General features: G+C 37.0%; 15 protein-coding genes and 2 pseudogenes. 7 read left to right on the forward strand and 10 right to left on the reverse strand.

What is annotated here, in order from left to right; genetic code table 11:
- Positions 1-168 precede the first annotated feature (168 nt).
- Positions 169-1,581, forward strand: coding sequence for a Na+/H+ antiporter NhaC family protein (locus tag RVS70_RS13695; RefSeq protein WP_321133708.1), 1,413 nt, complete (start codon positions 169-171; stop codon positions 1,579-1,581).
- A gap of 306 nt (positions 1,582-1,887) precedes the next feature.
- Here the strand turns inward: RVS70_RS13695 and RVS70_RS13700 are convergent, their stop codons facing one another.
- The 3 genes from RVS70_RS13700 to RVS70_RS13710 are packed head-to-tail and all read right to left on the reverse strand — an operon-like array spanning position 1,888 to position 6,065.
- A complete protein-coding gene (locus RVS70_RS13700) occupies positions 1,888-3,564 on the reverse strand; it encodes a glycoside hydrolase family 13 protein (RefSeq protein ID WP_034678361.1) in 1,677 nt (558 codons plus the stop codon).
- A gap of 45 nt (positions 3,565-3,609) precedes the next feature.
- Entirely contained in the window at positions 3,610-4,401 is a 792-nt protein-coding gene (locus RVS70_RS13705; protein WP_026679805.1) for an endonuclease/exonuclease/phosphatase family protein, read from the reverse strand.
- Complete coding sequence (locus RVS70_RS13710) at positions 4,398-6,065, reverse strand: PTS transporter subunit IIBC (protein ID WP_026679804.1); 1,668 nt, start codon at positions 6,063-6,065, stop codon at positions 4,398-4,400. Before RVS70_RS13710 ends, RVS70_RS13705 begins: the two co-directional genes overlap by 4 nt.
- A gap of 471 nt (positions 6,066-6,536) precedes the next feature.
- Between RVS70_RS13710 and RVS70_RS13715 the strand changes: the two genes are divergently transcribed.
- Positions 6,537-6,839, forward strand: a complete 303-nt coding sequence (locus RVS70_RS13715; RefSeq protein WP_240455838.1) for a PTS glucose transporter subunit IIA — start codon at positions 6,537-6,539, stop codon at positions 6,837-6,839.
- Positions 6,840-7,230: 391 nt separating this feature from the next.
- Here the strand turns inward: RVS70_RS13715 and RVS70_RS13720 are convergent, their stop codons facing one another.
- Positions 7,231-8,148: a hydroxymethylglutaryl-CoA lyase gene (locus RVS70_RS13720; protein ID WP_321133709.1), complete on the reverse strand. Its 918-nt coding sequence runs from the start codon at positions 8,146-8,148 to the stop codon at positions 7,231-7,233.
- 424 nt (positions 8,149-8,572) lie between these two features.
- On the opposite strand from RVS70_RS13720, the gene RVS70_RS13725 reads away from it, so the two are divergent.
- The 3 genes from RVS70_RS13725 (at position 8,573) to RVS70_RS13735 (ending at position 10,076) form a co-directional block, all read left to right on the forward strand.
- On the forward strand, positions 8,573-8,929 hold the full coding sequence (locus RVS70_RS13725) for a carboxymuconolactone decarboxylase family protein (RefSeq protein WP_321133720.1): 357 nt from the start codon (positions 8,573-8,575) through the stop codon (positions 8,927-8,929).
- Between the two features lie 375 nt (positions 8,930-9,304).
- Positions 9,305-9,826 (forward strand): MerR family transcriptional regulator, encoded by a 522-nt coding sequence (locus RVS70_RS13730; RefSeq protein ID WP_321133710.1) that lies wholly within the window; start codon positions 9,305-9,307, stop codon positions 9,824-9,826.
- Positions 9,827-9,857: 31 nt separating this feature from the next.
- Positions 9,858-10,076: a DUF2187 family protein gene (locus tag RVS70_RS13735; RefSeq protein ID WP_026679800.1), complete on the forward strand. Its 219-nt coding sequence runs from the start codon at positions 9,858-9,860 to the stop codon at positions 10,074-10,076.
- Positions 10,077-10,569: 493 nt separating this feature from the next.
- Here RVS70_RS13735 and RVS70_RS13740 read toward each other — a convergent pair.
- Both RVS70_RS13740 and tnpA read right to left on the reverse strand, forming a co-directional pair.
- Positions 10,570-11,378 (reverse strand): annotated as a pseudogene (locus RVS70_RS13740) (RNA-guided endonuclease TnpB family protein).
- A gap of 35 nt (positions 11,379-11,413) precedes the next feature.
- Positions 11,414-11,788, reverse strand: a pseudogene (gene tnpA, locus RVS70_RS13745) (IS200/IS605 family transposase).
- 312 nt (positions 11,789-12,100) lie between these two features.
- Here tnpA and RVS70_RS13750 point away from each other — a divergent pair.
- Together RVS70_RS13750 and RVS70_RS13755 are read left to right on the forward strand one after the other, a co-directional pair.
- A complete protein-coding gene (locus RVS70_RS13750) occupies positions 12,101-12,886 on the forward strand; it encodes an enoyl-CoA hydratase-related protein (protein WP_026682948.1) in 786 nt (261 codons plus the stop codon).
- A gap of 22 nt (positions 12,887-12,908) precedes the next feature.
- Positions 12,909-13,958 (forward strand): enoyl-CoA hydratase/isomerase family protein, encoded by a 1,050-nt coding sequence (locus tag RVS70_RS13755; protein ID WP_321133713.1) that lies wholly within the window; start codon positions 12,909-12,911, stop codon positions 13,956-13,958.
- A 192-nt stretch (positions 13,959-14,150) separates the two neighbouring features.
- Here the strand turns inward: RVS70_RS13755 and RVS70_RS13760 are convergent, their stop codons facing one another.
- The 4 genes from RVS70_RS13760 to RVS70_RS13775 form a co-directional block, all read right to left on the reverse strand.
- Positions 14,151-15,611: a CoA-acylating methylmalonate-semialdehyde dehydrogenase gene (locus tag RVS70_RS13760; protein ID WP_026682950.1), complete on the reverse strand. Its 1,461-nt coding sequence runs from the start codon at positions 15,609-15,611 to the stop codon at positions 14,151-14,153.
- Positions 15,608-16,504 (reverse strand): NAD(P)-dependent oxidoreductase, encoded by an 897-nt coding sequence (locus tag RVS70_RS13765; RefSeq protein WP_026682951.1) that lies wholly within the window; start codon positions 16,502-16,504, stop codon positions 15,608-15,610. Before RVS70_RS13765 ends, RVS70_RS13760 begins: the two co-directional genes overlap by 4 nt.
- Positions 16,505-16,590: 86 nt before the next feature.
- Entirely contained in the window at positions 16,591-18,264 is a 1,674-nt protein-coding gene (locus tag RVS70_RS13770; protein ID WP_321133715.1) for an acyl-CoA dehydrogenase family protein, read from the reverse strand.
- Positions 18,265-18,663: 399 nt separating this feature from the next.
- Positions 18,664-20,451 (reverse strand): sigma-54-dependent Fis family transcriptional regulator, encoded by a 1,788-nt coding sequence (locus tag RVS70_RS13775; protein WP_226983669.1) that lies wholly within the window; start codon positions 20,449-20,451, stop codon positions 18,664-18,666.
- Positions 20,452-21,529 lie beyond the last annotated feature (1,078 nt).

The raw sequence follows: 21,529 nt of genomic DNA on the forward strand, positions 1-21,529 counted from the left end.
TCTAATAATCAACAGATTCACCTATTATGAGGAAGCATGTAGTGATTATGTCTTTCTGCAAAAGCTACGTATGAAAAATCGACTTTTTACAAATGGTAATTATAGCTTTTATTCATTTTTTCAACCTTATACTAGATATCAAACCATCCATTTAGAGGAGGCTGTACGATGGATCACACCTGGTTCTCCCTCATTCCCTTTACTATTGTTATTGCTTTAGCTATATGGCAAAAAAGACTTCTTCCTGGACTAGTGCTGGGACTCCTTGTAGGTGCTTTTCTGTTAGAATTCAGCGTATTAAACGGAACAAAAGAAGCCGTAAACTATCTCATAACGACATTGGCAGATCCAGGGAATATTAATATTATCGCCTTTTTATATTTATTTGGCGGATTGATTGGTATGATGCAAATTTCTGGAGGAGTTAAAGGATTTTCTGAGTGGGTTGGTGACAAAATTCAATCCGAACGAGGACTTCTAGTTGTCATCTGGTTGACCCTACCTTTTACATTTATGATGCCGATGTTTCGAATAATGATGATTGGACCCGTGGTAAAATCCTTACTTAAAAAGGTGAACATGTCTCACTGGAAAGTAGGGTTCACGATGGATGTATCCACCAGTTCCGTTATCGTATTATTACCAGCTGCCACTGCTTTCGTCGGTTTCATGGTTTCCCTTATTGAAGGGGGAATTCAAAAACATAATCTGGAAGCAGATGCCTATCAAGTATTTTTGTACAGTATTCCATTTAACTTTTTTGCAATTGTAATGCTGATCATTGGACTAATTAGGACATTCTGGTCCAAGCCCAACAAAAAGCAAACCAACAAAGATCAAAACATGCAACAGACAGATGAACATCACCGCATAGGAATTAAAAAAGAGCTATCCATGGTGAAAGCGCAGCCTTGGAATTTAATTGTTCCTTTGTTTTTATTGCTTGGTCTAACCTTATTTTTATTATGGCAAAACGGCGTAGAAAAAGGAGCTACCGGAATATTTAATGCCTTTGCAAAAGCGGATGCTACCTTTGTTATCTTACTTGCCGTATTTATTACACTCATCATCACGTTTATTTTCTATATGTTAAGGGACCAAAAACTAAGTGAAACCATTTACCACTTTTATGATGGTGGAAACCAACTCATGGAGGCAATTATTCTTCTGGTACTAGTATGGTCCTTATCTTTTGTTGCAGAAGACCTTGGGTTTTCCAAATTTATCGAGGCGACAATTGGCAGTTTTCTTCCTGCATTTACTATTCCAGCTATTGTTTTTTTAGTAGGTTCAGCTGTCAGCTATTTCCTAGGTTCATCCTTTGGAACATGGGGAATATTTATGCCACTGGGGATTGCTCTGGCAACTTCAACAGGAGCTTCATTACCGATGACAGTTGGTGCCGTATTTGCAAGCGGTTCATTTGGAGCAATGACCTCTCCGCTAGGCGACACTACCATTACAACGGCATCTATTCTAGAAGTTCCTCTTGTCGAATATGCACAGTATAAATTAAAAATTGTATCCATAGGCGTAGGTATTGCAGCAGCTTTGTACTTAGTAGTAGCATATTTTATTTAATAGGAAAAGGAAGAGGAGACTGGCCACAACCTATTGTATAGATGGAGGCAAGTCTCCTTCCTGAGAAGAAACGTCAAAGTCTCCTTGATCACCGAGTTGATGAATCGTTTGCTGAATGGTTTAGAGGGTGATGTTACTTACTGAAAGACGTATAAAGTAAAATGGGGGATTTTTGTTCCTCCACTGATGTTAGTACCACAAAGATATGACCTAAATCCCTTTGAACCATTCGGACATTTACTGGCAGTGGCAGTCGATCACTCACTTATTCATATTGTTTTCACTTTATTGCTTGAAGTGGAGATATTACTGCCAATTATATAGGCGATAAACTCTTGCTTCATATGGTTTTAAAACCATATTCTTCAGTTGCTCTTCGTTCTCTACATCGTAATTGCTGATTAACAACTTTGCTGATGAAACTATCAGAGTTTCTGTCACGTTGACATCAGCTTCTTCTTCAAATAAATTCACAAGAATTAACATTTGCTGATCTCCATCCGTTCTGGTATAGCCATACACCTGATCATGATCTGCTAAGACCAGGTTGTAACTTCCATAAATAAATGCAGAATATTGCTTCCTAATGTGTATCAATTGTTTGTAATAATGGTAAATGGATGTTGGATCAGCCAGTTGATCGGAAACATTGATTCTTCTATAATTCGGATTGACCTTCATCCAAGGTTGTCCTGTTGTAAAACCAGCATTTTCCTTGCCATTCCACTGCATAGGCGTTCTCGAATTATCTCTTCCTTTTTCCCAAATGATCTCCATGATTTCTTGATGACTTGTGCCTTTTTCAATTTCTTCAGCATACAGATTTTTCATAGCCACATCGTTATAATCTTCAATCGCTGGAAATTGAACATTTGTCATCCCTATTTCCTGTCCCTGATAAATAAATGGTGTACCCTGCATAAGAAAATATAGCGTAGCTAATCCCTTTGCCGAAACCTTCCAATATTCATCATCATTCCCCCAACTCGAAACGGAACGAGTCTGATCATGGTTTTCGAGGAATAATGCATTCCAGCCGACTCCCTCAAGCCCCTTTTGCCATTTAGTTAATGTTTCTTTTAAGGCATGGATGTCTAATCCACCAGTAATACTTTTCCCCCAAAGATCCAAGTGTTCAAATTGGAAGACCATATTAAATTTACCCTTCTCTTCGCCAACCCAAAGTGCAGCGTCCTCCATCGTGACGCCATTCGCTTCTCCAACAGTCATAATGTCATATTGATCAAAGGTTTCATTTTTTAATTCTTGTAAAAATACATGAATTCCTTCTCGATTCATATGACCTGCAAATGACGGAACATATTTTCTGTTATCTGGATTTGGCATATCTGGGAAACCAGGTACTTTTTTGATATGGGATATCGCATCAACACGAAAACCATCAATACCTTTATCAAGCCACCAATTAACCATGCTATACAACGATTGGCGTACTGCTGGATTTTCCCAATTCAGATCTGGCTGTTTCCGAGAAAAGACATGCAAATAATAACTTTCTGTTCTGTCATCATACTCCCAAGCAGAACCACCAAATATAGATTCCCAGTTATTTGGCTCGGTTCCATTTTTACCTTCTTGCCAAATATAATAATCACGATAGGGATTATTTTTTGAAGACCTAGATTCTATAAACCACGGATGTTCATCAGATGTATGATTGATTACTAGATCCATAATCAATTTCATTCCCCGCTGATGAACTTCTTCTAATAACTGGTCAAAGTCATTCATTGTACCGAATTCAGACATAATCGCTTGATAGTCACTAATATCATAACCATTGTCATCATTTGGTGATTGATAGACAGGACTAAGCCAAATCACATCAATACCCAATCCCTCTAAATAATCTAATTTGGAAATAACACCTTGAATGTCTCCAATTCCATCCCCATCAGCATCCATAAAGCTACGAGGATATACTTGATAGGCAACCGCTTCTTTCCACCATACTTTTTTCATCATTGTATACTCCTTCATTGTTCAATTGTTAACATATAATGTAGTCTACCAATCAGCTACATTGACCTCGATTGCAAAATGATCGGATACCACTGGTTTATTAATACCATTCAAAATAACTCTCGACGTAAGAATTTCTACCTTTTTAGAGGAAAAAATAAAATCAATTCGCTTCTTATCTGAATGATTTTCCCAGCCTGCAATCTCACCTAGAACCGTTACACCAGAATCCTTATGTTTAGCTAGTTGATACGTATCAAAATAGCCAAAGTCCTGAACATAATCATACCCTTCACCAGCAATCCCCGCCGGATTATTAAAGTCACCCATTAAAAAATGTGGTCTTTCTTGATTAATTCGTGCAACTAACCGATCCATTTGGGAACGAAAAGGCTCCTCTTCATCCTGCCACCAGCCTAAATGACAAGCGTAAAATGCAGTTGATATACCTTTATAATTAACCGTCATTCCAACTACTTTACGTGTTTTCCAATAAGATGTATCTTGACTGCAACTGACAAAGAATGATTCACGCTGGAGAACAGGGTGCTTTGTTAACAAAGCTACCCCTTCCTCGAAACACTCATAACCAATATGTGAAATATCCCATTCATAGTCATACATCGATCCTAATTCCTTCAGCTTTTGCACAAGCAAAAACCCGAAATTATTAGCTTTTAACTTACCTTTAACCATTTCTGCAGTGATCGATTGACTTACTTCCTGTAAAGCGACTACATCATAGGATTGCTCATGAATTACAGCGGCAAGTATGTCCAGCTTTTTCCATTGATCCGCCTCCTGCCAAGAATGACAGTTAAGTGTCAATAGCTTCATTGGTTATCCTCCAAATAATCCTGTACTTTTGACTTTAGAACGTCGGCTTTTGGACCATATATTGCTTGAACGCCTGAATCTTTTTTCACTAGCCCCATAGCTCCAGTCTTTTTCCAATCCGTTTCTGACGCTACATCAGCTACATCCTTAACCGATACACGTAATCTAGTCATACATGCATCAACTTCGAGAATATTTTCCTGACCACCAAGCAACCGAATAATTTCTGCAATTTCGTTATCTCCAGCTGATTTATGAATAGAAGAATTTTGTTTTTCCTTATCTTTTTCAACAGTCGTATCATCATCTGAGTAATTTCCAGCACGTCCAGGAGTGGGAAGATTCATCTTCTGAATAATAAAGTTAAATAAGAAATAGCTAATTACAAAGAAAACGATACAGGTAATGACAAAGTTAATGATATCTCCAACAAGACCAGCGTTTATTGCCATCGGTAGTCGTGTGGCTAATTCAACTAGTCCAAACGAGTGTAGTCTCAAATCAATTAAATCAACCATCGCAAAGCTTAAACCAGCAATTACCGCATATACAAAATACAATAAAGGTGCTGCGAACATAAACATGAATTCAATCGGCTCCGTTACACCAGTAATAAATACAGCTAGTCCTGCAGAGAAAAACATTGATTTATATTTTGTTAGCTTATCTTTATCCACATTACGATACATTGCAAGTGCAGCACCAATTAAAACGGCACTTGATAAAATCATTTGCCCCATCTTAAACCTTGCCGGTGTCACTTCTTGTAATAAACTGTTGTATGCTTGCATATCTCCAGCTGCTTGCAGGTTTACTAAATCTGAAACCCAAGCAAGCCAAAGTGGATCCTGACCTGCAACTACTTCTCCTACAGATGCACCTGTCATAATCGTGTAGGTTCCACCTAGCTCTGTATAATTAATCGGTACTGTCAACATATGATGTAATCCAAACGGTAAAAGCAAACGCTCCAGCATTCCAAAAGCGAAAGGTGCTAGAAATGGTGCTGAATCCTTTGAATTCGCCAACCAGATACCAAATTCATTAATTACCCCCTGAATAAATGGCCATAAAACAGACATAATGAGTGCAATAATTACAGACCAAAGAATAACGACAAAGGGTACAAAGCGTTTTCCATTAAAGAATGAGAGAGCTTGTGGTAAGCGGTTGAAATTATAATATTTGTTATAAATCGTTGCACCTACAAATCCAGAAATAATCCCAATAAATACTCCCATATTAAGCGCGGGTGCACCTAATATAGAAGTAAAATAATTATCAATGATTAATTCACTTCCAAATAAAGAATTTACTGTTGCTCTGGGTTCAGTGAACATATCACTAGTTACTCCAAATACCACACCAGTAATTCGGTTTATCAAAATAAACGCTAGTAATGCTGCAAAGGCTCCGCCAGCTTTTTCCTTAGCCCATGAGCCACCAATGGCTACCGCAAATAAAATATGCAAGTTATTAATAATTGCCCACCCGATATCTTCCATTACTCGGCCAATCACTAGCAAAAATGAAAAATCGTTCATTGTCATGCCGATTACTTTCCCTAATGAAATCATGATTCCAGCAGCAGGCATAACCGCAACAACGACTAACAATGCTTTTCCAAGCTTTTGCCAGAAATCAAATGAAAACATGTTCTTCATGCTGTTTTCCCTCCTCAAATTTCTTTAGCATCCCAATTTTGATGCAAACGTTTTCGTAAATAAACCTATTCATTTTCCTTATAAAAAGATAGCAAAGGAGATGAATGTAAACACTTTCATTCCATGAATATAGTAATTATACATACTGATCTGAACTGAAATGCTCCATGCATCATTAGTGCAAACGTTTGCATTATTTATATAAACATAGTATAGTAGAATTGAAAGAAGGTCAAGTACCTAAACACTATTTTTTACGATAACTTAAGCAAGGATGGGGAAAACACTGTTAAAAAAACTGTAAGAATAAAGTAGCGCCTCAAAATATCAATCTTTATGCACCGGTAGACGGAAATGTAATTGGTTTAGAAGAAGTACCTGATCCTGTATTTCCCGAAAAATAATGGGTGATGGGATTGCTTTTAACCCAAAAAAAATGGAATTATTTTATCTCCAGTTAATGGGAGAATCATTCAGGTCTTCCTTACTAAGCATGCTCTTGGGATGCGTACAGATAACGGTGTTGAACTATTGATTCATATTGGTCTAGAAGCAGTTCAACTAAAGGGGAAAGGATTCACTTTCTATGTGAAAGAAGGTGATAATGTTTCCGCTGGAGGTAAGTTAATCGATTTTGATATAGTTGAGGAACAAGCAAGTAGTACGATCATTCCTTTAGTTCTAACCAACACAAAGGAAATGACTCGGATCAAGACTGTGACAACCAGTGAGGTCATAGGAGGTAAGGGTCTAGTATCGTTAGTAAGCAAATAAACCTAAATAAAATATCATAGGGGGGCGAATTTAAATATCGAAAGGCGATTAAGTGAAAGTGTGTTTGTTTATCCCCCACTTACCACTATTGATTTCACTTTATTGCTGAAGTGGGGGTATTACTGCCAGTTATATGCGCCATAAATTTTTCTTTCATCACAATTTAAGTTATAGGGTTCTTTTGTGGGCTCAGCTAACACTGCTACTCATATTTTATTTAGCAACGTGAAGCTTCAGAACCACTCATATGTTTTGTTCAGATTGACTAACGATTTTATCTCGATAGGAATGTTTACCATTTCACGATAAAACTCCAAACTACTATTCAAGAATATTTTATTAGTGTTATAGTAGTTATCAGAATTTCTTTTGTTTTGCCCTTGTTCTTGCTTTACACGGTCTTCTTGAAATTACTCAATTGGTAAGCGAGTGCTTTACTAGGAAGTCTCTTGCCTAATTTATCTTGAATATATAAAGCTGCTTGTTGAATTTTTTCTTCTTTTATTCCAGTTTCAATTCCTAACCCATGTAGCAAATAAAGGACATCATTCGTAGCGACATTACCAGCTGCGCCTTTTGCATACGGACAACCCCCTAATCCACCAACAGAGCTATCAAAGCGAGTAATTCCATATTGGATTGATGTCATGATATTTGCGATTGCCATTCCTCTAGTATCATGAAAGTGCATAATAATTTTTTCTTGAGAATAACGAGATAAGACGTGATCTAATAATGCTTCTACTTGACTTGGAACTGCAGAGCCAATCGTATCTCCTAACGAAATCGAATCAACACCATAATCAAATAATTGATCACAAACTGCGACCGCTTGTTCTGGAGAAATTCTTCCTTCATATGGACAATCAAAAACGGTAGATATATAACCGGTTACGAATTTCCCAGCAGTCTTTGCCTCTTGAATAACTTTTTTCAAGACTGGGTAGGTTTCATCTATTGATTTATTAATATTCTTTTGATTATGTGTTTCGCTAGCTGACATAAAGACGGAAGCTGCATCAATTCCTGTTTCCAGCGCATGCTCTAAACCTTTTAAATTAGGAACTAGTGCAGAGTAGGACACATTTGGATTTCGCTTTATCCTTCTTCCAACGTCACGCGCATCTGCCAAGGCAGGAATCCACTTAGGATGTACAAAGGATGAATATTCTATTTCCTTCACACCAGATTCAGATAGCATGTTGATCCATTTTATCTTATCATCGGTATCAATAAATACATTTTCATTTTGCAATCCGTCCCTAGGACCAACCTCTTTTAACTGGACATGTTTAGGATACTGACACATGCTTCCCCCTCCAATTTTTAAATGGATTTTTATAGAACCTACTTACGATAAGGTTATTATTATCACTGTATGCCATCCTGATCATTTCAGTGCACGAAAAGTATGCGCTTTCATAATTATAGGTTAAAAGATCATTCATTATATCTATATTAGACCAAGTTTCATTTCATTCAACTTTGTTGAATAAAGTATATTATAAAAATTCAGTGAAAGTCAAATGAATACTAACCTAAATGAGGGGTCTGTTCAATAAAATAGCTTATATAAAGAGCGAACCAATCGTTATAATATCATCACTGCATTTATTCTTTCAGCATTAATTGAGCAACTAGATCGAAGTAGAAGGAAGTTTCTTCCTTTCATTATATTTTGGTTTATCTTTACGTATTTGGCTCATACTACCATCATGATTAAATCTAACGAAATGGAGTTGGAGAGAATGGATTCTATTAAGACTAAATTAATTGAATACAAAGAAGGTGTTGGGAAATTCACCGAAAAAATGCCTGAATTTACGAAGACGTATACATCCTTTACAGAAGCATGCTTCTCAGAAGGTGCATTATCTAAAAAAATGAAGCAATTAATGGCGCTAGGTATTAGCATCCATGCCCAAGATGAATATTGTATTATTTATCATACTAAAGGTTGCTTAGACCAAGGTTGCACAGAAGATGAAATTCTCGATGCGATTTGTGTAGCTGCTGCTTTTGGTGGTGGTCCTTCAATGAGCCAAGGAGTTACATTAGTTCAAGCATGCATTGATGAATTGAATCAATAGTTGATTGATTTTGAGGCTGGGACAAAACACAACTTCTTTACTCAAAATACGAATAATCATGTTATCAATAGGAGGAGCTTCGGACTCGTGCTGTTCCTGCCGGAGTCTCGCTTATTTCAGGTGCTAAATGAATGATTATAATCAAAAAGCGAAAAGATAATTAGTTTAAACTAATTAGCGTTCGTTTTTTATTGTTTCTTCATTGTTTTGTCTCAGCCTCTTTATCGGACCACATTTTAGCTTTTCATTTTTCCTCAATTATTCCACATTTATCACATACTCATTCCATCTTCTTTGTTTACTATTAGTAGTGTGCTTCCATCTAAGCACAGCCAACTAACTATTTTGATTATATTAGAAAGACGGTGAAAAACAATGGAATTGCTTAGTCTAAATGGGTTGTCTCACATTGTCGGTGTTCCAAAGCACACTACATCAACCTGGATTGAGGAATTTAACATGTACGTACCAAAGACACAGCAGCAAGATGACATGTATTATCTTCCGGAAGCAATTGACGTTTTGAAATTCATAAAAAAATGCAAGTACCAGCAATATAATAAAACTGACATTGAAAAAAGATTAGCAGATAGAAGCTTTCCAATTAGGGTAGAAAGCACCATTGAAGATGTACAGCAAGCATTTGATCAAGGAAGCTACAAAGAAAACATCTTGACAGTTATGCAAACAATTGGACTGACAGTATCCAATGTTGCAAACCAAGAGAAGTCGATACTAGCTTTACAAGAAGAACAAGCTAGGCGAGCAAAAATCGCAGAACAACAGTCAGAAGAAATTAATAAACTCAAACAACAGATTGAGCGATTAAAATATGAACTAACTCCCGGAGAGAAGTACGAAATGAAGAAGGATTCTTTCGCAAGACTTTTTAAATAGCAGCTTTCATCTAATGAATGGAGGAATAATTATGTTTAAACCAGATAAAAAAAAGGCAAAACCAGGAGATGTTATTGAGTTTGTAAAAGATAACTATATTCTTAAGGGACAAGTATTACCATCAAGTTGTAAACGGAGCATTATCGTTGATATTTCGTCGTCAAGTAATTTGCAAAAAATTAGTCATAGCTTTCCTAATACGGTAGTGGCTCATGAAAATTACAGGATCGTAGATAAAGTGCAAAACTAATTTGGTATAGAGACATAATAGTCGAATAACAATTTTGTCTTTTCATTGGAATATGAAATAAACCTCCGAACTACTATCCGAATATTCATACTCGGATAGTAGTTCGGGTTTTCTTTAATTTCTAACCTTGTCCTATTATCCTTTTTATCATACCTCTTTCATAGATATTTATTATGGTTAAACAAACTATTTTTCATCGTATAAATTGCTCGTTTGTTCGCCCCTGATATTCTAGTTCCTCTTAAAATTGTCATCTTATCCCCCTTCGATTATCAGTTATTGTTTTAAACTTATGATTATAAAAGCTCTCTCTACGCGGAAAAACCTTACCTATAACTGTAGAGCATTAGCTTACCATCTTATTTGTGAACTACTCCCACCACTTACCACCCTTACGGGTTGCTTGAAGTGGGGCTTCTTGGGTAATCGCCACTTTTGGTAGCTGACGAAATGGACCAAGCTAACCCTCTTGTTCCAAGAGTTTATATTTTCATTAGGCACTTGCTAATAAGCGAATGCCTTCTTTTTTGATATTAAGCGCTGAATTATAATCTCTATCGAGATTTAGCCCACACGAACAAGCGTATGTTCTAATTTCTATAGGCATTGGTTGGGTATTTCCGCAACTCGAACAAGTTTTGGTAGATGGGAACCATTTATCAATTTTGATAAGTTGTTTCCCTTGTTCTTTTAGTTTGTACTGTAAGAAAGAAGTGAACATTCCCCATCCATTGAAAAATCTAAGCCAACAACTTTTTCAATTTCCTTCCTTTTTATTTCCTTCTCGTACTCTGTAAGAATAGAAATATAGTATTTTCCTGATGAAGTCATAGACAAGGTACAAGATTTAATAGTATACTCCGAAGGAATTGCTCGATGTTGCTTGATTTTGACCATTTTTAATTTAGGTAATTTGATATGACCATCCAACAACTGAATATTTCCATTGACGACATTCGTTGTGTAGCTTTGTTTATGGCGTTTGCTTTTGAATTTTGGGAACCTGGCATTCCCTTTGAAGAAGGCTTTATATGCCTTATCTAAATTTAGTTGAGCGTTTGCCAACGCTAATGAATCGACTTCTTTTAGCCATTGGTATTCTTTTTTGTAATTGGCAGGAGTAGGATGTTTTACCTTTTTCCATGCTTCTTTATCATCTTTTAGGTTTTCATACGTTTCTTTTCGTTCTGCTAACATTTTGTTATAGACAAAGCGAACGCAACCGAAGGTTTTACGTATAACCAAAGCCTGTTCATCTGTTGGATACACTCTAAACTTGTACGCTTTATTTTGTTTAGCCATATCAAATCACCTCACTTTATCCTTTGATTTTCAATCTATTTTTTTACTACTTCAATAGGCGAACCGCAGTCGTCAACAAACAAAAACTTCTTGACCAAAACATTTCTTTCCATAACTTTTTACGAACATGAGGAAAATCCCTCTTGATAAGTCTTGGACTGGCACTTTTATAGGCATTGATGAATTTCGATCATTCACTGTTGGGTTGTGCTCTGAACAAAATATGAATATGGTCAATATCGTGGTTCCATTCGACTAATGTGATATTATATTTTCCACTCAACGACACAAACTGATCTTTAGCATAGTCTGAAAATGGTATCATCTATTACTTTCCTTCGATACTTCACAACAAACACAAGATGGTAATACATCAAGAACACTGAATGATTATTACTGTCTAATTTCATTTTTATATCAATCCTTATACTTTATAAGACTGATTATACCATGTTGAGCAAAAAGGAAAAAAAGCCTTTGGGATGTCGCCCAACCGAAATTCATCTCCCCCTTACCGTTGGGCTACGCCCTTCACAAGCTTGAAGATGGAGACTTCTTTCGGAAGTACGTTAAAATCTTGTGTAAGACTACATCTTTTGTATACATGTATATACATGTATACAGTTTGCAAATTCGTTTCCCCTTTTCTTTGCTACTTATAAATTGGCATACTTTTTGCTACATAATTATGAAAGGGAAATGAAATATAGGGGGTATTTACGATGGAATTCAAGTACATTAAAATAACTTATAACAGCAATATAGCCGTGGTAGAGCTGAATAATCCACCGGCTAACGCATTATCTACTACAACTATTGGAGAATTACGATCAGCTTTTAAGCAATTAGCCGATGCAGAAAATGTACACGCTGTCATTTTAACTGGTTCTGGTAAATTTTTTGCTGCCGGTGCAGATATCAAAGAATTTGTACCTGCTATGGGAGATTACGACAGAGGAATACAGATGTCAGAGTTAGGTCAACAACTTTGTAATGACATCGAGCAACTAAAAAAGCCGGTAATTGCTGCCATTAATGGGCCAGCACTTGGTGGAGGTTTAGAATTAGCAATGGGCTGTCATTTTCGCATTGCCGTTAATGAAGCAAAACTCGGGCTACCAGAAGTAAAATTAGGATTAATACCATCATTCGGAGGAACACAACGACTTGCTAGAATTACAAATATGGCTACTGCACTAGACTTAATTCTTTCCGGAAAACATATAGCTAGTCAAGAGGCTGTTAAACATGGTCTTATCCAAGTAACTGTTTCTGCGGAAGAACTGATGTCTACTGCTTTAACAATTGCAAATTCCTTTACTGAAGGAAATAGTATGGCAAGTGTTACTAGAGCAATACAAAGTATTGTAAAAGGTATTCATGAACCATTTGAAGAAGGATTAAAAAGAGAAAAGCAAAAATTTGCAGAGCTGTTTCTAACAGAAGATGCCAAAGAAGGTGTACAGGCTTTCGTTGAAAAACGGAAACCTTCCTTTCATCATAAATAATCGAGCAAAGGAGATTGTTAGCGTGGAAGAAGAAGTATTATTTTCAACAAATCATAATGGCGTTGCAACGATTACATTAAACCGCCCAAAAGCTATTAATTCACTAAACTATGAAATGCTCGTTCCAATTCGTAAAAAATTAACGGCATGGGAGCAAGATGACACTATTTGTATTGTAATTCTGAAGGGAGCAGGTCCAAAGGGATTCTGTGCTGGTGGAGATATTAAAACATTATATCAAGCCAAGAATAATCAAGAAAGCTATGAACAAGCGATTACATTCTTTACAGAAGAATACCTAACCGATCAATTAGTTGCTAGTTTCTCCAAACCAATACTAGCTATTCTAGACGGTATTGTTATGGGTGGCGGAGTAGGACTTTCCTATGGGGCTAGCCACCGTGTTGTAACTGAGCGTAGCAAATGGGCAATGCCTGAAATGAATATAAGTTTCTTCCCAGATGTCGGTGCGGCTTACTTCCTGAATAAAGCTCCCGGTTATATCGGAAGGTATTTAGCGCTTACAGCAACTATTATCACTGCTACTGACATACTCTATGCCAATGGAGCTGATGCTGCTGTTTCCAGTGATCAATTAGATTCTCTTGAAACTCAAATTATGCAAACGAATTGGTATCAAGAGGAAGATAAAATGGCAAGGCTTGACCACCTACTAAAAACTTGTGAAACAGTTTCTTTACAAGAAGGGGAGTTAGCGTCTAAGCAAGCTAAAATTGATCAGCATTTCTCTTATGAAACTGTTGAAGAAATTATCAATTCACTAGAATCAGATGGTAGTGAATTTGCTAGTCGTACCAAAGAACTCTTGTTAACTAAATCGCCTATTTCCCTTAAAGTCACCTTAAATCAGATTATTAAAGGACAAAATAAAACCTTGGAGGAATGCCTGGAGACAGATTTAATCCTTGCTAAAAACTTTTTGAAGACGGAAGATTTTTACGAAGGTGTCCGGTCCGTTGTGATTGATAAAGACAAAAATCCGCAGTATCATTATCAACAATTATCTGATGTATCATCAACGGTTGTTCAATCATTCTTTACAATAGATTAACCAAGATTAGTAGTTTGATAAAATAGTTAATGCAAAAGCCGAACTATCATTCGAAACGTTTTGGTACAACCCCGAAAATTAGAGTAAAAAATCTAACTACTGAGGGGGAACCACCCAGTCGAATCGTTCGGCTTTTGCTGGTTCTAAACGTTTGCTGCCGAATCAAAACAAATTTTCTAACAGCCTAGATTTTTAAAACCACCGTTCCGTTACTACTTTTTTCCTTGTATAAAATTGTACCCCGTCTTTTCCATTGGTTCCTAAATCTCCATAGAAAGACGCCTTGTTTCCTGCAAAGGCAAAGAAAGCCATTGGTGCTGGCACATTCACATTTACCCCAACCATTCCAGCATCTATTTTCTCACGAAAGATTTGTGCATACTTACCACTTGATGTATAAATAACCGCCCCATTCGCAAATTTTGATTGGTTCGTTAATGCTATTCCAGCTTCTAAATCCTTTACACGGACAACGCTTAACACAGGTGCAAAAATTTCATCCTGCCATATTTTCATATTCGGCGTCACGTGGTCAAAAATCGTTGCACCAACATAATAACCATCTGGTGTTTCTTCTTCAATATAGCGACCATCCACGAGCAGGTCGGCCCCCTCTTCTACTCCCGAATCGATATAACTAATTACTTTTTCCTTATGCGATTCACGGATAACTGGGCCAACAAAAGTTGATTCATCCATTCCATCTCCTGCTTTTAACTTTTTTGTTTCTGAAGTAAGCAAATCAAGGAAATCATCTGCTATATCATCAACAACTGCTACAACAGAACAAGCCATGCAGCGTTCCCCACTACTGCCGAATGCGGCACCAATGACACCCTGAACTGTTTTCTCTAAGTCACAGTCAGGCATAACAACGGCATGATTTTTCGCACCAGCAAGTGCTTGAACACGCTTGCCGTTGGCTGTGCCTGTTTGATACACATGTTTCGCCACTGGCTCTGAACCAACAAAGGAAATTGCTTCGATATCCGGGTGGTCCAATAAACCATTAACTACATCTTTTGCACCATGAACAAGATTCAACACCCCTTCTGGAAAACCAGATTGATAAAATAAATCAACAAGTCGTTCAGCCAAGATCGGGGTACGTTCTGACGTTTTTAATACAAAAGTATTTCCGCAAGCAATTGCTAAAGGATACATCCAAAGCGGTACCATCATTGGAAAATTGAATGGGGTAATACCAGCAACAACTCCAAGAGGATAACGCCAAATCGACCCGTCTATCCCTTTTGCAATACTTGGAAGAGCATCTCCCATCATTAAATTAGGTGTAGAAGTCGCTAACTCTACAACCTCTATCCCACGCTGAACCTCTCCTTCAGCGTCTCGCAATGACTTTCCATTTTCTAACGTAATAATCTTAGCTAATTCTGCTTTATGTTCTTTTAATAGTTGAAGATATTGAAATAAATATCGGGCACGATTTGGTACTGGAACAGTAGACCAATGCCCATATGCTTCCTTCGCAGCGGCTACTGCTCGATCAACATCTTCTTTTTCAGATAATGCTACTTGTGCTATCGTTTCTCCTGTTGCAGGATTTGGAATATCAACCATTTCTCGTCCACTCGATTCCACCCACTTATTCCCAATATAATTCTTCATCACTTTCACTTCCGAAGAAATCATTTTGTTGCCTCCTTCTTCCTTGATTGTTCTTTTACCCGTTGGTAAAGTACAGCCATATCCTTTTCGCCATATCCTTCTTTTTCAACCGATTTATATAGTTCTAGTAATGATTTACTAATTGGTAAATCTAACTGATTCGCATCAGCAACATCCATCGCAAACTCCAAATCTTTTCTAAGCAATTTCAAGGAAAATCCTGGTTTGTAATCGTCGCTAGCAATAAAGGTTTGGTAATTTCGTTCATAGATCCTACTCTGCCCATAGCTAACATTTAGCATAGAGAACAAGTCGTCTAGATCAATGTTTTTCTTATTAGCAATATGCAAAGCTTCACTAACTCCTGCGGTATAAAAACCAATTAATAGATTATTAATCAATTTAACAGTTGTTCCACTGTCTATTTGCTCATCTACATGGAAAATATTCTCGCCTAGTACCTCGAGTACAGGTAGCACAAGGTTATAAACTTCTGTAGGCCCACCGACCATCACAGTAAGTGTTCGATTCTCTGCTCCAATTACTCCACCGCTTACAGGAGCAGCAAGAAAATGAATTTCTTTTTTCTTGCAAGCCTCCGCAATTTTTTGATTAAGTTCAGGTGCGACAGTGCTAGTATCTACTAATAATTTACTCGAATCGCTATACTCAATAAGTCCATCTTCACCTAAGTAGACTTCTTCTACTGCTTTTGATGACGGTAGGCTTGTAAAAATCAGCTCACTGCTTGCTACAACCTCTGAAATAGATGAGGCTATTTCCCCACCTTGCTCTTTCAATTTAAGGACCGCTGTTTCACTTAGATCATACCCCGTTACATGAAATCCTGATCTTATTAACCCCTTTGACATTGGTAGTCCCATATTACCTAAACCGATAAACCCAATTTTATTCATGATATCCCTCATTTCTTTATAAAATAGAGAAGATTCACTCCCCTTTGAATGTACAACCAGAGATTCAACGTGAATTATCTACTACGTTACCCCAAGAAATAACCATTTTTCTCAATAACTTCATTAGCGATTTCTTGTTTCTTTGTAATTATATTTGTATGCATAACAGGGAATGCATTAATTTCGTTAATTAATTGCTCTTTATCCTCCTCAGAACAAATAGATGAAATGAGTACGATGGCATTGCTCTCCAATCGATAATAGCTTTCTTCACATAATATTTCAGTCATTTTCTTCCTAAATTGCTGATGCTTTTGAATAACCTCTGAATTTATATGGGAGCCCTTCATAACGTATAGCTCCTTCACACAATCCGCTAAAATGCGAGCATATACTTGGTTTAGATTGCGCAAATCGCACGTATTAGAAAGCGCATTCATAATGATGTTTACTATTTTACTTGCATAACATACAAACAGATTATTGCTTGAACCATTCACGAGTTCTTCTTCAATCGTTGACTTGAATTGACTATACTTTTTGAGAAATGATTTAGCTATCGTCAAACGGTTTATTTCATTAGTACCTTCAAAAATTCGATTGATTCTAGCATCACGATAAATTCGTTCTACCTCATACTCTTGCATATACCCATAGCCGCCATGAATTTGTACAGCCTCATCCACAACATAGTCTAATACTTCGGAAGCAGCTACCTTATTCACTGAACAGTCCATTGCATATGCCGAGAGATTTTTTAAGACGCTTTCATCGTTTTCCTTGTCTAACCGATCTATTCTATCTGCTGTGTAATAAGCAGAGCTTTCAGCACCATATATCGCGATAGCCATATTCGCTATTTTTTCTTGAATCATGCCAAATTGTATAATTGATTGCTTGAATTGTTTACGCTCTTTGCCATAGCCAATAGCAATTCTCAAAGCCTGCTTTGAGGTTCCAATATTTGCGAAGGAGAGTTTTAATCTAGCTAGATTTAGAATATTTAATGCGATATGATGTCCTTTTCCAATTTCACCTAATACTTGATCTTCAGAAATTCGAACATCTTCTAAAATAACCGTTGCTGTGGAAGAACCCTTAATTCCAAGCTTTTTTTCCTCTGGACCAATAGTTACTCCTGGTGTGGATCTTTCGATAATAAATGCCGTCATTCCTTGATCAGTATTTGCAAATACAACATATACATCTGCAATATGAGCATTAGTTATCCATTGTTTCTCTCCATTTAATACCCAATCTGTAGTGTCTGCTACCTTTTTAGCTGTTGTATTCGCCGAAAGAGCATCAGACCCAGCATTTGGTTCCGTTAAGGCATAGGCGCCTACCCATTCACCCGATATGATTCTAGAAAGGTATTTTTGCTTTTGACTTTCCGTTCCGTAATAAACAAATGGCAAGGTACCTACTCCGGAATGAATATTAAAAGATACACTAAATGATCCAGCAAACCCCATTTTTTCTGCAATAAGTCCAGCAGTTCGTTTGCCCATTGCTAATCCACCATAAGCTTCAGGAACATCCGCACCTAATAACCCTAAATCACCAGCATACTTAAATAGCTCTCTAGCTACTTTATAATCATGCGCTTCCAGCTTCTCCATATCTGGGTTCACTTGTTCTAATACAAATTTATCAATTGTTTTCGCAAAAAGTTCTTCCTCATCTGAATGATTTTCGAAGCTACTAGACGATTCATGTGGAAATATAGGATGGTGATGTGTTGATTCTGTTTTTTCCATGTACCTTTCCCCCTTCACCTCTACAATGCAATTTCCATGCCAACTTTTTCAGTGTGTCTACCTGTAAAAACAATGGCAAAAAGTGTTACATGTCTATACAATTGCACATACATATTAACAATTAAGTCCTCCCTACTTGGTTAACAGTTTTAACTAATATATATAACCAAAGCGTAAGTGCGCGATTAGAAACGTAGCGACTGGAGCAAGTCAACGGAGATAAAGGAATCACGGTGAGCTTGTGAGTCGGTGATAACTTATCTTAGAGCGATTCGTGAAGTCGCCTACTATCTGGGTGCTGAAACTGCACGCAGCTCAACACGTCCATATTTATCCACCTGGCAAATTTTATAATTTCTTAGTCTATAACAAAAGATCACAGCTACTCCCCCTGTGATCCTATGTATTATAATTTTTGTCTAATGCATATCGGGAAATTTTATTATATAAGGTGGCTCGAGACACACCTAATAATTTAGCTGCCTGTGATTTGTTCCCCTTTACTTGTTCTAACGTTTGTTTAATTAACTCCTGTTCTTCCTTTGAAGCTTCAGCTAAAAGTTCTCTTCTTTTTTTTAGACTTTGAACAGGTGCAAGCGTACCTTCTTTCTGTAATTCGATATGAAGAAATTCTGGTAATGCATTAAATGAAATATGTTCTCCATCTGTTAAAACAAATAATCGCTCTAAAATATTCATAAGCTCACGAATATTTCCAGGCCAGTCATACTTGTACATCAACTTCAATAACTGTTGATCAATTGTTTTTACATTTGCCTGATAAACTTTAGCCAATTGCTGTAATTTATGGGCTATTATGATAGGAATATCGTTTTTCCGTTCTCTTAATGGCGGAATATCGATAGGGATTACATAAAGTCTATAGTATAAATCTTCTCGAAATTTACCATCATGTACCATTTGGGTTAAGTTTTTATTTGTAGCAGTGATTAACCGAAAATTTAAGGGGATTGGTTGATTTCCTCCCACCCTCTCTACCTTTTTCTCTTGAAGAACTCGTAATATTTTAGCTTGCATCCGTAAAGGCATATCGCCTATCTCATCTAAAAAAATAGTACCATTATGCGCTAATTCAAATTTTCCAGCTTTTCCTTCTCTATCGGCTCCAGTAAATGCTCCTTTTGTATAACCGAATAATTCCGATTCCATTAACCCCTCAGGAATAGCAGCACAATTAACACTTATAAAATCTCCGGCTTTCGTATCTCCAGCATAATGTATAGCCTTAGCAAACTGCTCCTTTCCTACACCACTTTCACCAGTTATAAGCACGGTAGCCTTGGAACTGGCAGCTTTCCTGGCAATCTTTTTAGCATTAGAAATAGCTGGGCTATCCCCTAGTATATCTTCAAAGTTTATGGCACTATCTAAAAAATTACTTACTTGCTTGAGCTGATAATTATGTTCATCTCGTTTATGTAATTGTTCCATGCGTTGGATAACTTGTTGAATTTCCGTTAACCCTTCGTAAACAAGAATTCCTGCTGCTCCGATTATCTTATTATCCTTCCAAATAGGAATACGATGTACCACCAAATCCTGACCTTGTAAGCGATGTGCCTGACTACGCTCTGGTACACCCGTCTTTAATACAACAGGTAATCTCGTATTATCTATTACGTTAGACGCATGTTGACCAACTGCTGCATCCTTAGGAACTCCAACATAACGGCTATACGCCTCATTAAATAACTGAATAACCCCATTCTCATCTACAACCGTTAACCCCTCGTATGCGGTATTAAAAATAAGCTCATACCATTTCATCAAATCCTCTGTTTTTTTCACCTTTTGAGTCAACTCTTTGTGATATAAAAGCAATTCTTTCTCTGTAAGAACCCCTTCTAACTTTCCACTTTCATCACTTACGATATAGCCTGGTAATTCACGAATATCCTGTAGTACTGTATCTTTGTTTAGCCTCACGAATGAATTCGTCATAACATTTGCTGTCTGTTGGTGAGATTTATCACCTTTTTCATTCATTAGGACAATAATATCCTGCAATCGTAAAATCCCTAACAAATGACCGTCTTGAGTAACTGGAAGCTCCGTTTCATTCAAATTTCTTAAGAGCTTTAGCGCTTCATGAACCTCCATTAATGGATCAATTGTTGTTGGCTTTGTATTCATCCACTTTTCAACCGTATCTAATTCTGGTTTCATCAAGGATCGATCTCCCCTTTGCAATTAAATATTTGGGGCAGTATGGAACAGCCTTTATCTTTATCAATCAAATGATTGAGCGCTTGTTCAATAAGCTACCATACTTAGGCCAAAATAATGAAAACCCTTACATTTTTTAGATGAACTATTAAATGAAACTTCAATCAGTTGGGGTTGTTTTAGCTTCCACTGATGGTTAGCAGCACAAGGGTATGACTTAAAGGCCCTTGAACCAAAAGGACATTTACTGGCAGTTGACCCCTCACTTCTCTATATTGGTTGCACTTTATTGCTTAAAGTGGGAGCTTACTGCCAGTTATATGCGGGATAAAGGCTTAACAGCAGTCCAGGAATAATTCGCATCCATTACATACTAGGCACAAAACATGCTTAACTTAGTATATCATATATAGCCATTTTCTGAATTATAGCATTCTTCAAGCACAATCGCAAATTTCCTTTACTGCTGTGTTGCTTAACTTTATGCATCCATATAATTAACTTACGTAGCCAATTACGTGATAAATTCCTCTTCTAGCAAAACAACTATAAAGATACACATGATTTTAACTAACTAAGCCAAACTAACTCGAAAGGAGGTAAAAAAATGGCTAAAGGTAAGACAAAAACGAAGAATAAAAGTAAACAAGAATTGAATGAAATGAAGAATCAAAACAAATATAAACGTAACCGTCCTCCTGGTAACTAAAAACTATGGCAATATGTCCCCTTAAGCTTAAGCAATATTTCTACCGCAGATTTGCTTAAGCTTTTGATGGATTAGTTATTATAATAAAGTAATTCAATCCATGGTATTTTGTTTATTCCCTACCACAAGGAGATGACCTAAAGACCTTGGAACCAATCGGACAGTTGATCCCCACTTATCCATATTGCTTTCACTTTATTCCTTGAGGTGTGGGAGTGATATGCGGGGTAACTGAAATAAAAAAAAACGGAGCAAAATTCGCTCAGTCCTTATCACTAAATGCTCAGATTTACGCTTCCTCTAGTAGCTATTATGGAATAATAGCTACTGCTTGACCACCACTCCGGCTGCCCACTTCCCTTTCCGTGG

Origin of the sequence: Virgibacillus sp. M23 (genome assembly GCF_034190895.1) — a bacterium.
Lineage (GTDB): Bacteria > Bacillota > Bacilli > Bacillales > Amphibacillaceae > Virgibacillus > Virgibacillus salarius.

Bases quoted from the DNA above. Each gene is read 5' to 3' on its own strand.
- RVS70_RS13735 (WP_026679800.1), top strand. From the start codon at position 9,858: ATGTTTAAACCAGATAAAAAAAAGGCAAAACCAGGAGATGTTATTGAG.
- RVS70_RS13775 (WP_226983669.1), bottom strand. From the start codon at position 20,451: ATGAAACCAGAATTAGATACGGTTGAAAAGTGGATGAATACAAAGCCA.
- RVS70_RS13760 (WP_026682950.1), bottom strand. From the start codon at position 15,611: ATGATTTCTTCGGAAGTGAAAGTGATGAAGAATTATATTGGGAATAAG.
- RVS70_RS13705 (WP_026679805.1), bottom strand. From the start codon at position 4,401: ATGAAGCTATTGACACTTAACTGTCATTCTTGGCAGGAGGCGGATCAA.
- RVS70_RS13695 (WP_321133708.1), top strand. From the start codon at position 169: ATGGATCACACCTGGTTCTCCCTCATTCCCTTTACTATTGTTATTGCT.
- RVS70_RS13720 (WP_321133709.1), bottom strand. From the start codon at position 8,148: ATGTGTCAGTATCCTAAACATGTCCAGTTAAAAGAGGTTGGTCCTAGG.
- RVS70_RS13710 (WP_026679804.1), bottom strand. From the start codon at position 6,065: ATGAAGAACATGTTTTCATTTGATTTCTGGCAAAAGCTTGGAAAAGCA.
- RVS70_RS13765 (WP_026682951.1), bottom strand. From the start codon at position 16,504: ATGAATAAAATTGGGTTTATCGGTTTAGGTAATATGGGACTACCAATG.
- RVS70_RS13700 (WP_034678361.1), bottom strand. From the start codon at position 3,564: ATGAAAAAAGTATGGTGGAAAGAAGCGGTTGCCTATCAAGTATATCCT.
- RVS70_RS13725 (WP_321133720.1), top strand. From the start codon at position 8,573: ATGGAGTTGGAGAGAATGGATTCTATTAAGACTAAATTAATTGAATAC.
- RVS70_RS13770 (WP_321133715.1), bottom strand. From the start codon at position 18,264: ATGGAAAAAACAGAATCAACACATCACCATCCTATATTTCCACATGAA.
- RVS70_RS13730 (WP_321133710.1), top strand. From the start codon at position 9,305: ATGGAATTGCTTAGTCTAAATGGGTTGTCTCACATTGTCGGTGTTCCA.
- RVS70_RS13750 (WP_026682948.1), top strand. From the start codon at position 12,101: ATGGAATTCAAGTACATTAAAATAACTTATAACAGCAATATAGCCGTG.